The sequence below is a fragment of the Candidatus Megaera venefica genome (genome assembly GCF_034554655.1).
Taxonomy (GTDB): domain Bacteria; phylum Pseudomonadota; class Alphaproteobacteria; order Rickettsiales; family Rickettsiaceae; genus Megaera_A; species Megaera_A venefica.
Window position 1 is genome coordinate 1 of record NZ_JARJFB010000063.1, and the last position, 10,125, is coordinate 10,125.

Annotated in this window: 15 protein-coding genes; 14 read left to right on the forward strand and 1 reads right to left on the reverse strand. The window is 36.2% G+C overall.

The window, feature by feature from the left end:
* The 13 genes from atpH to Megvenef_RS04800 all read left to right on the forward strand — a co-directional run.
* Positions 1–232 (forward strand): ATP synthase F1 subunit delta (atpH, locus tag Megvenef_RS04740; protein WP_322776836.1); only part of this gene is annotated, 232 nt, incomplete at its 5' end.
* Positions 233–305: 73 nt separating this feature from the next.
* The gene (gene atpA, locus Megvenef_RS04745; protein ID WP_322776837.1) at positions 306–1,841 is read left to right on the forward strand and encodes a F0F1 ATP synthase subunit alpha; all 1,536 of its coding nucleotides are present in this window, start codon (positions 306–308) and stop codon (positions 1,839–1,841) included.
* 6 nt (positions 1,842–1,847) lie between these two features.
* On the forward strand, positions 1,848–2,714 hold the full coding sequence (gene atpG, locus Megvenef_RS04750; RefSeq protein ID WP_322776838.1) for an ATP synthase F1 subunit gamma: 867 nt from the start codon (positions 1,848–1,850) through the stop codon (positions 2,712–2,714).
* 106 nt (positions 2,715–2,820) lie between these two features.
* The gene (locus Megvenef_RS04755; protein ID WP_322776839.1) at positions 2,821–3,012 is read left to right on the forward strand and encodes a 2-hydroxymuconate tautomerase; all 192 of its coding nucleotides are present in this window, start codon (positions 2,821–2,823) and stop codon (positions 3,010–3,012) included.
* Positions 3,013–3,022: 10 nt separating this feature from the next.
* Positions 3,023–4,459: a F0F1 ATP synthase subunit beta gene (gene atpD / locus Megvenef_RS04760; RefSeq protein WP_322776849.1), complete on the forward strand. Its 1,437-nt coding sequence runs from the start codon at positions 3,023–3,025 to the stop codon at positions 4,457–4,459.
* A gap of 7 nt (positions 4,460–4,466) precedes the next feature.
* On the forward strand, positions 4,467–4,865 hold the full coding sequence (locus Megvenef_RS04765) for a hypothetical protein (protein WP_322776840.1): 399 nt from the start codon (positions 4,467–4,469) through the stop codon (positions 4,863–4,865).
* A gap of 102 nt (positions 4,866–4,967) precedes the next feature.
* Positions 4,968–5,387: a 6-pyruvoyl trahydropterin synthase family protein gene (locus Megvenef_RS04770; RefSeq protein WP_322776841.1), complete on the forward strand. Its 420-nt coding sequence runs from the start codon at positions 4,968–4,970 to the stop codon at positions 5,385–5,387.
* Positions 5,384–5,707: a divalent-cation tolerance protein CutA gene (cutA, locus tag Megvenef_RS04775; RefSeq protein ID WP_322776842.1), complete on the forward strand. Its 324-nt coding sequence runs from the start codon at positions 5,384–5,386 to the stop codon at positions 5,705–5,707. The genes Megvenef_RS04770 and cutA overlap by 4 nt, the downstream gene beginning before the upstream one ends.
* Before the next feature lie 40 nt (positions 5,708–5,747).
* On the forward strand, positions 5,748–6,953 hold the full coding sequence (locus Megvenef_RS04780; protein ID WP_322776843.1) for a dicarboxylate/amino acid:cation symporter: 1,206 nt from the start codon (positions 5,748–5,750) through the stop codon (positions 6,951–6,953).
* 12 nt (positions 6,954–6,965) lie between these two features.
* Positions 6,966–7,631 carry a TAXI family TRAP transporter solute-binding subunit gene (locus Megvenef_RS04785; RefSeq protein WP_322776844.1) on the forward strand — a complete coding sequence of 222 codons (666 nt, stop codon included), beginning with the start codon at positions 6,966–6,968 and terminating at the stop codon, positions 7,629–7,631.
* Entirely contained in the window at positions 7,591–7,920 is a 330-nt protein-coding gene (locus Megvenef_RS04790) for a TAXI family TRAP transporter solute-binding subunit (protein WP_322776845.1), read from the forward strand. Before Megvenef_RS04785 ends, Megvenef_RS04790 begins: the two co-directional genes overlap by 41 nt.
* Before the next feature lie 25 nt (positions 7,921–7,945).
* A complete protein-coding gene (locus Megvenef_RS04795; RefSeq protein ID WP_322776846.1) occupies positions 7,946–8,374 on the forward strand; it encodes a universal stress protein in 429 nt (142 codons plus the stop codon).
* 339 nt (positions 8,375–8,713) lie between these two features.
* A complete protein-coding gene (locus Megvenef_RS04800) occupies positions 8,714–9,031 on the forward strand; it encodes a hypothetical protein (protein ID WP_322776847.1) in 318 nt (105 codons plus the stop codon).
* A gap of 13 nt (positions 9,032–9,044) precedes the next feature.
* Here the strand turns inward: Megvenef_RS04800 and Megvenef_RS04805 are convergent, their stop codons facing one another.
* A complete protein-coding gene (locus Megvenef_RS04805) occupies positions 9,045–9,566 on the reverse strand; it encodes a hypothetical protein (RefSeq protein WP_322776848.1) in 522 nt (173 codons plus the stop codon).
* A gap of 231 nt (positions 9,567–9,797) precedes the next feature.
* Here Megvenef_RS04805 and Megvenef_RS04810 point away from each other — a divergent pair.
* Positions 9,798–10,125, forward strand: a 328-nt coding sequence (locus Megvenef_RS04810; protein ID WP_322776028.1) for a transposase, incomplete at its 3' end; no start/stop codon positions are given.

The window sequence follows — 10,125 nt, forward strand, 5'->3', positions numbered from 1 at the left end:
GAGTAAAGGGATTAAATTTGTTAAAGTATTGTCAGCTTTTAAGCTTGAAAAAAAGGAGATGGAATTTATACGTAATCTTCTTGAATCGGAACTTGATAAAAAAATTGAGCTCGAGCATAGTGTTGATGAGTCGCTCTTAGGAGGAGTTATAGTTAAGTATGATAGCAATCTAATAGATTGCTCTGTACAAGGAATGCTGGATAGAATACAAAAAATAGCTGCGAGATTATAGTATATAAATTAGCTTAAGTTACTTATTGTATTTTGGACGTTGATATAGTTTTTTTAATAAGGAGTTTTAGAAAATGACGTTAAATCCTTCGGAAATATCTGAGATTTTAGAACGTGAAATTGGCAACATTGACCAGCTTGGCGAACTACAAGAGGTTGGGTATGTAATTACAGTTGGCGATGGTATTGCCAAAGTTTATGGTATAGACCTAGTTCAGGCTGGTGAGATGGTTGAGTTTGAATCTGGTGTTAAAGGATTGGCGCTCAATTTAGAAAGTGACATGGTTGGTGTTGTGATCATGGGAGAAGATAGTTCGGTTCGCCAGGGTGACAAAGTAAAACGTACTGGAGAGATATTAAAAACTCCCATAGGTATGTCAATGGTTGGTAGAGTTGTTGATGCTCTTGGCCGGCCTATTGATGGCAAGGGTGATATCATCTCAAAACATTTTAGTAATATTGAAGTAAAAGCTCCAGGAATTATTGGCCGGAAAAGTGTGCATGAGCCCGTTCAGACTGGGATCAAATCTATTGATGCATTAATTCCAATTGGGCGTGGTCAGAGAGAGTTGATCATAGGCGATAGACAAACAGGAAAAACTGCTATTGCTATAGATACAATTATTAATCAGAAACCAGCGCACCTCGCCGGTAATGATGCGGATAAAATTTTCTGTGTATACGTGGCAATTGGCCAAAAAAGATCTACTGTCGCCCAGATTGTGAAGAAGCTAGAAGAGGCCGGAGCGATGGAATATACTACGGTGGTTGCTGCAACAGCTTCTGATCCAGCGACTCTGCAATTTTTGTCTCCGTATACAGGTTGCGCTATTGGGGAGTATTTTAGAGATAATAGCATGCATGCGCTAGTTATTTATGATGATCTAACAAAACATGCCGTTGCCTATCGTCAAATTTCGCTTTTACTTAGAAGGCCACCAGGGCGTGAAGCTTACCCAGGAGATGTTTTTTACCTACACTCAAGATTATTGGAGAGAGCGGCAAAATTATCTGATGACAAAGGAGCTGGTTCGTTAACTGCGTTGCCTATTATTGAGACTCAAGCTGGAGATGTTTCTGCCTATATTCCAACAAACGTGATCTCTATTACGGACGGTCAAATTTTCCTTGAAAGCGCTTTGTTTTATAAGGGAATTAGGCCGGCTGTAAACGTCGGAATATCTGTTAGTCGAGTTGGATCTGCTGCCCAGATTAAAGCGATCAAGAAAGTTTCTGGATCGTTAAAGCTTGAACTGGCCCAATTTAGAGAAATGGAATCTTTTGCTCAGTTTGGTTCTGACTTAGATGCGTCTACACAAAAGCTGATTAAACACGGGGCAAAGCTAACTGAACTTCTAAAGCAACCACAATATTCTCCAGTTGTAGTAGAAGAGCAGGTGGTTATTTTGTATGCTGGAGTTAAGGGGTATCTTGATAAGATAGATGTGTCTAAGGTTCGTCTTTTTGAAGATAAACTTATGGAAGATATTAGGTTAAAAGGAGATAGTATACTTTCTGCAATACGTGCAGAGAAGCAGTTAAATGAAGAAACCGAAGATAAACTGAAAGTCTATCTTGCTAGGTTTGTAGAAGAATTTTTAGACAATTAAGGTAAAATGTCTGGTCTGAAGCATCTTAGAAATAGAGTGAAGAGTATTAAATCTACTCAGAAAATCACTAAAGCTATGCATGTAGTATCTGCTGCAAAGCTTAAAAAGCTGAAAGATCAGGCGGAAAATCTGAATGACTATTCTTCTGTGCTTAGCGCCATTATGCATGATATTTCTGCAAGCGATAATTTGTTGGACTTGCCAGCAGAGGATCGTAGGTTTTTTAGTAAAGACCTTGAAAATATGCCTCATCTTTTGGTTGTTGTAACTTCAGAGCGAGGTTTATGTGGCAGTTTTAATTCAAATGTCATCAAGAGAGTTAAGCTTGATATTAAGCAACTAGAAGAACATAATAAAGAAGTTAAATTGCTTATTATAGGTAAAAAAGGTATAGACGCGCTGAAGAATGAATTTGGGGAAAAAATAGTTGGATATGAGCATGTTGCTCAAGGTAATTATGAATGCGTTGCTAGAGAAGTAAAGGATAAAATCATAGGGCTGGTCGAGAGTCAGAAGGTCGGTGCTTGTTATATATATTATAACAAATTTAAAAATGCTATGACGCAAATTATGACAAAAGAACAAATTTTGCCGGCTCAGCCCAGATCAGAAAGCAAAATAAATAATTCTTCTGAGTATGAAGGTTCTGGATTGGTGCATAATGTTATAAGTTTATATATTAGTGGTCAAATCAATTATGGATTGCTTCAGAGTCGTGCAAGCGAGGAAGGAGCTAGAATGACAGCGATGGATAATGCTACAAGAAATGCAGGGGAATTAGTCGACAAGTTGACTCTTCAACTAAATAGGTCAAGGCAAGCGATTATTACTACAGAGCTTAATGAGATAATTTCTGGAGCGGAATCTGTATAGCCAATCGAGTGGTATTTTCTCCATTGTTGCTTGTAGCTCTCCTATTGTATATAGGTTTCGCTCCATCGCGCCTTGAATAATTAGTAATAAATTTTAAGAGTATGGCATGCCGTTGATAAACATACAAATGATAAAAGGAAGAACCTTAGAGCAGAAAAGGAAACTTATAGAAACAGTTACTAAAGCGGTTTGTGATTCAGTAAATGTGTCTCCTGAAAAAGTAAGGATTGTGATAACAGATTTAGAGCTAGAAAATTACAGCATTTCTGGAAAGTTGGCTATTGATAAAGATAATTAATTGGTAATATATAACTATGAATAAAGGCAAAGTTACTCAAATTATTTCGGCTATTGTTGACGTCAAATTTATGGGAGGCGCACAACTTCCTAATATTTTAAATGCACTTCAGTGTAAAAATAATGGTCAAAAATTAGTGTTAGAAGTAGCGCAACATATTGGGGACAATACTGTTCGATGCATTGCCATGGACTCAACTGATGGGTTGACCAGGGGTACTGAAGTAATTGATACTGGCGAGCCAATCCAAATTCCAGTTGGGATTAGTACTTTAGGGCGAATTATGAATGTGATTGGTGAGCCAGTGGATGAAAAAGGGCCTATAACATCCAAAACCTATTCTTCGATTTATAGACAACCTCCTTCCTTTGAGGAGCAATCCACTGAGAGAAGCATTTTGATAACTGGTATAAAAGTTGTAGACCTCCTTGCTCCATATGCTAAGGGAGGTAAAATTGGTCTTTTTGGTGGAGCTGGTGTTGGTAAAACTGTTATCATTATGGAGCTTATTAATAACGTGGCTAAGGCGCATGGTGGATATACAGCATTTGCTGGTGTAGGGGAAAGAACGCGAGAAGGGAACGATCTTTATCACGAAATGATTGCGTCAGGTGTTATTAATCCAGATAAACTTGAAGAATCAAAAGTTTCTCTAGTATATGGTCAAATGAATGAACCACCTGGAGCGCGTGCAAAAGTAGCGTTAACAGGGCTGACTATTGCTGAATCTTTTAGAGATTTAGATGGTGGTCAAGATGTTCTATTTTTTATAGACAATATATTCCGGTTTACCCAGGCTGGTTCTGAAGTGTCGGCTACCTTGGGTCGGATACCGTCAGCAGTTGGATATCAACCAACATTGGCTACTGATATGGGAATGCTGCAAGAGAGAATTACATCAACTAAACATGGTTCTATTACTTCTGTTCAAGCTATTTATGTTCCGGCAGATGACTTAACCGACCCTGCACCGGCGACGTCGTTTACTCATCTTGATGCTACGACTGTATTGAGTCGTCAAATAGCAGAGCTTGGTATTTATCCTGCTGTTGACCCGCTTGATAGTACTTCGCAGATGCTTGATCCTGAAATAGTTGGTGATAAGCATTATAATATAGCAAGGGAAGTACAAAGAATCTTGCAAACTTATAAATCTCTCCAAGATATTATTGCGATTCTTGGTATGGATGAGTTATCAGAAGAAGATAAATTGATTGTTAGCAGAGCGCGTAAAATACAAAGATTTTTATCTCAGCCGTTCCATGTAGCAGAAGTATTTACTGGGATGCCGGGTAAGTTTGTTGATCTCGAAGATACAATAGCTGGGTTTAAAGGCTTGATTGAGGGTAAATACGATTATATGCCTGAAGCTGCGTTTTATATGGTTGGAACGATCGAAGAAGCGGTTGAGAAGGCTAAAAAACTTGAAGAAAAAGTAACAATGTAGTTTTGATATGAGAAGTACTTTATCAGTGAAAATCATACTACCGTCTATGACTCTTCTCGATGTAGAGGCAAATATGGTAAATCTTCCTGGTCAAGAAGGTATGTTTGGTGTCCTTCCAGGACATTGTAAACTTATCTCTAACATTAACACCGGTATTATTTCAGTGTTTCTTAATAGAGTAGAACAGAAGTATTTTGTCTTTAACGGGGTTGCGCAAGTTACTGGTGAAGAATTGAATATTCTTAGTGAATTTGGAGTTGTTTTAGAAGGAGAAACTAAAACAGATGTGATGAACCAGATCACACTTCTGGAGAATAGTCTTCTCGATCAGCAGCAGGGGTCTTTGCAAGCAGATATTATTTTAGATAAGCTTGAGAAGCGCCAGGAATTGCTGAAGTTTTTGTAGTATTGTTCATACATCGTCATATCGGACTTAGATCCGGTATCTTCTATTTTCATAAGAGGCTGATTAAATTCAGCATGATGATTTACAATTTTAGGTGTTATTATGGTTGAATGTACTCGTCGTATAGAGTTTGATGCTGGTCATAGAGTTATTGGCCATAAGCATAAGTGTAAACATCTTCATGGGCACAGGTATGTCCTTGAAATTACTGCGAGCTCAGAAGAATTAGACGATCTTGGAATGGTTGTAGATTTTGGAGAATTAAAATCTGTAATGAAAGAATGGATTGACCTAAATTTTGACCATAATGTAATTTTGCATGCTGATGATGAGAATTTAGGCTCTTTTATTGCTAATTATACCGGACAGAATATATATTACTTAAAAGCAAATCCTACTGCAGAGAATATAGCGCTGCACCTTAAAATAGATATTATACCCAAGTTATTTATTAAAAGTTCATTTCAAATAATTAAAATTAAATTATTTGAAACCCCTAATGCATTTGTTGAGGTAATGTGAAATCTAGAGAATCTTGTGTTGTGATCACAACGACTGATAGTGAAGAGGTAGCGAATAAAATTGCTAGCGATTTGGTCGAACAAAGGTTGGCAGCTTGTGTTCAGGTTGATAAAGTTAAAAGTTTTTTTTATTATGAAGACGAATGTCGGCAAGAAAAAGAGTTTCGCTTAATGATAAAAGCGGCATCTAAAAACTACAAACTTATTGAAGAATCGATAAAATTAAATCATAATTATCAATTACCTCAAATAATTAAGCTTGATATTACTGGCGGATTGGTTAAGTATATAGATTGGATTCATGCAAGTAGTGTGTTGTAATTATATGACTGTTATGGTCTAATGTGATGGGGGTTTTCTTATGAAATTATGGCATAAAGTTTTTCTAGGCCTAATTCTGGGAGTGATTTTCGGAGTGTATACTCCCCAGCATGTTGAAACTATAAAACCTATTGGAACGGTTTTCCTACGTTTGATAAAAATGGTTATTGTTCCGCTTCTATTCTTTAGTTTGGTTTCGGGTATTACGGGTATGAGAGACCCCAACTCTATTGGAAGAGTGGCAAGAAAAGCTGTGATGGCTTATCTTGGAACTACCTGCTTAGCAGTAACGTTCGGTCTAGGAGTAGCTTATATTCTACAACCTGGTGCTGGTGTTGTTCTTGATATGGGACAGGTGGCGGAGAAAAACTTTAAAGAAAATAATTTTGATCTTTTAGAGTTCTTTATTGAAATTGTTCCTAATAATGTGTTTCAAGCTTTTGCCGATTCAAATATTTTACAAGTTGTGTTCTTTTCCATATTTACAGGTATCATAATTAATGGAATGGACTCTTCTGCTGATCCGCTACGAAATTTTATTCATTCTGCGGCGAAGCTAGTCTTAAAAATGATTGCCTTGGTGGTGCAATTATCTCCTTATGCTGCATTTGCTCTCACGGCCTGGGTTATTGGGACCCAAGGACTAGATATCATATATACATTAGGGAAATTAGTGCAGGCAATAATATTAGCCTTTATACTACAGTATCTAATCTACGGTTTGATTATATTTGTATTTTGTAGAATTTCTCCAATACCTTTTTACAAAAAAAGTATCGAATATCAGATGATTGCTATGTCTACTGGTAGTAGTAAAGCTAGTTTAGCAACCACGATGCAAGTATGTAAAAATAGGATGGGCGTTTCTGAATCAAGCACTTCTTTTGTTTTACCTTTAGGTGCGTCAATTAATATGAACGGTTTATCGATTAAGCTCGGGTTATCGGTTATTTTTTTCGCTCAAGCAATGGGCGTAGACTTAGCGTTATCCGATTATATTGTTATTATCTTGACAGGAACACTGGGGTCGATTGGGGGAGCTGGTATACCTGGATCATTTATAATTATGCTACCTATAATGTTGACTTCAGTTGGGTTGCCAATAGAAGGAGTAGCGCTTTTAGTGGGCATTGATAGAATACTAGACTTACTAAGTACAACGATCAATATTACAGGGGATGCCACTATAACTTTAGTTATAGACAGCTCCGAAGGGACTCTTGATAAAGAAATGTATAACTCTTAAAAGAAGGTCGATATGAAGATTTGGAAATTAATTTGCACGAGTGTTTCGATATTAATATTATGTGCTAGCTCAGCAGGTGCTGGCGAGAAAAAAATCATAAAAATCGGTAGTGGTAGCTTGCTTGAGGGATACTATAATATTGGATTGAATTTATGCCGGTTTATATCACGCGCTAACGACGGTATTAAATGTGAAGTAGTACCAACGACTGGGTCGCTAGAGAATATATGGCTATTACAAAGAGAAAAAATAGACTTCGCATTTACTTTGTCAAACTTAGCGGTGGAGTCATATAACGGGACAGGTTATTTTGCAGCTACTGAGCCATTTAAAGATATGTATCAATTATTGCGTTTGCATGATGAATATTTTACTGTCCTTGTTAAGGATGATGATAAAATACTAGTTTTTGGAGACCTAGACGGCAAGAGAATTTCTAATGGACCTCCTAAGTCTGATAGCTCAGTCGCTTATGACGCTCTTGCAGCGTATTATGATTTTAAAAAACCTCCAGAGGATATTGAAATATCTCATGAAGATTATGCAAAAGAATTTTGTGCTGGTAAAATTGATGCTATCATGCTTATGACTGGGCATCCAGATATGTTGGTTAATATGGTTACTCACGTATGCGAGAATGACTTTGTTACAATTGAAAGTGATAAATGTTACAATTGAAAGTGATAAAATTGATTTGTTGGTAAAAAACTCGCCGCAGTTTAAAAAAGTAGTGCTAGAGGCCGGAGGGTATCCTGGTATTACTGAAGATCAAGAAACAGTTGCAATTTCTGCTATATTTGTAGCTGGTAAATCTGTAGATAAAAAGATAGTAGAAAATTTTCTAGCTCATTTAGATTCAAGACTTAGTAGATTTAAATCTTCAGATCCTGTACTGTATGATATAGAAGATTCTGAATTTACAACTGGTTTTGTTATACCAGGGTTTAAGAGTGATACTCAAAAGTAGTTTTTATTAAAATAGCTTAGTTTTTATGTTCAAGAATATTATTATTCCAGTTGATTTGGCTGATAAACAGTCACTAAAGGCAGTTTTTCCACCCGCTTTGAATTTTGTTAATGCGTTTGGTTCAAAATTACATTTAATTTATATAATGCCTGATTTTGGGATGAAAATGATAGAGGACTATCTTCCAAGACACTGGATGAGCGACCAAAAGCAAAAATATACTAAGCAATTTGATGAGATAGTAGAAAAGTACGTTCCAAAAGGAGTAGATGTTAGCTATTATATTGGTAGAGGAGCCGTTTACGACGAGGTAATAAAATATTCAGAGAGTGAAAACGCTGATTTGATCATTATTTCAGCCGTTAGGCCTCAGCTTAGAGATTACATGCTTGGGCCAAATGCTTCAAAGATTGTCAGGCATTCTTCTATTTCAGTGATGGTAGTTAGGGATTAGTTTTTATAAATTAATCTTGTTATTGAATTAATCAAGAATTATTATAGAGTTTGGTTTTTTTCGGTTGCGGCTCGCGGCTATAGCATAACATAATTAAACGGTATTGCAGGTAGTCGAAAGAGAAACGGGTCATCCTGAACGCCGCTATCAGGCTTCTCCGAATACCTAAGATACCGCATCAAGTTTGGGGAAACTTTATATTAGTAAACTGTATTATTCCTCATACGGTTCATCATAGGCAGCATCGCCTACCAACTCCATCCTTTGGTCGGTAGTATTTGTTACAACCACTTTCACTTGGGTTTCAACAGGAATAGACTGATCCTTTTTTACTTTTTCATGGACATGTTTTTTTCTTGGTCGCTGTCAGTATCGTTTAATAACAATATATCGTCTACTAAAGTTGCTGTAGTAGTAGTAACTTGGTTTTTGGTGGGTTTGTCTGTTTTCTCTGCTTTGGCGTATGATAAAGATTCAGTAGAGGTATATTTTTTTTGCGCAGCTTTTGACGGGGTAAATTCTTGTTCTTCAGACTTTGGTGGAAGTTTTAATCCTACCTTCGGTGGGTGGTCTTCTTTTTTTAGTTGTGTATTATTTTTGACTTCTTTTACATTAAAAAATATAGAGCCGTTTAGGTGGTTATTAGGTAACTGTTGAGAGTCTAAGCTTTTTATATGGGCAACTCTTCATTTAATGGAACTCGTAGAGTTTTCATTACGCTAAGATAAGCATTAAAAGCATATTTAATTAAATCGTGTCTGGTTTCAGCAATTATTTGATCGCCATTGCTATTATTTTGTAGGGCCTCAGAATAGTTTTGTGTTAGTGCAGGGGTATCAATAATTGTTTCTGTATCATTATCGTCTGCTGTATTGTTACTGACTAATTCTTTTAGTGCAGTTTCATAATTATTCTCACTTTCCTTACCATTTTTGCCTTGTACTAAAGTAGTAGCAAAATTTTCGTCATTGGTTAAATTTATTACAATCTTTCCTTCTATTTTATCACCATCCAGACTACTAACTATTTTTATTTTACTATTTTGTACATCTCTAAAACTGCTTTTTACCTTTACATATATAATAGTTGCTAGACTACCTATTAAAGAAAGTGCAGCGCCAGTAATAGCTACTATGCTTCCAGGTGTAAGTAAAGAGCCTTGAGTATCATCAGGAGAAGTTTCATTAAGCATAAAATACCTTGTGAAATATTAGAGTTAATTAATCTTATGCGGAGCAATCAACTTTGTAAATAAAAAGTTATTTTTTTAATATTTAGTTAACTAATGAGATTTTCTGTTACCTAGTCCCTCCGTCAAAACTCTCCCCGCCTGAATTAACAAGGGGTTTCATGTCATAAACAGCTTACAAAATCCATAAGAAAATGGTATAATTACCGCATAAAGCTTACGGATTTTAAAATTATGCCTATAGAAAATATTACTTTTCTCCAAAAACAAGAAAGGTTATTTGAAGAGAAATTATCTACAAAACTAAATCCTAAAAACAAGTTATATAAACTAAGGGATTTAGTAAATTGGTCTGAACTTGAAGCCAGAGCATTGCCTAACATTGAAATCAAGCAATTTGGTAGAAATAAGAAAGATCATAGAGTAATGCTAGCACTATCAATGCTTCAAGCTATGTACAACGGTTCTGATTCGTTTACGGAGGAAGAGCTAAAGGAAAATATTTATTGGCAATATTTTTGTGGTTATGAATATTTGCAGCAAGATCTTGATGTGTCTGAAG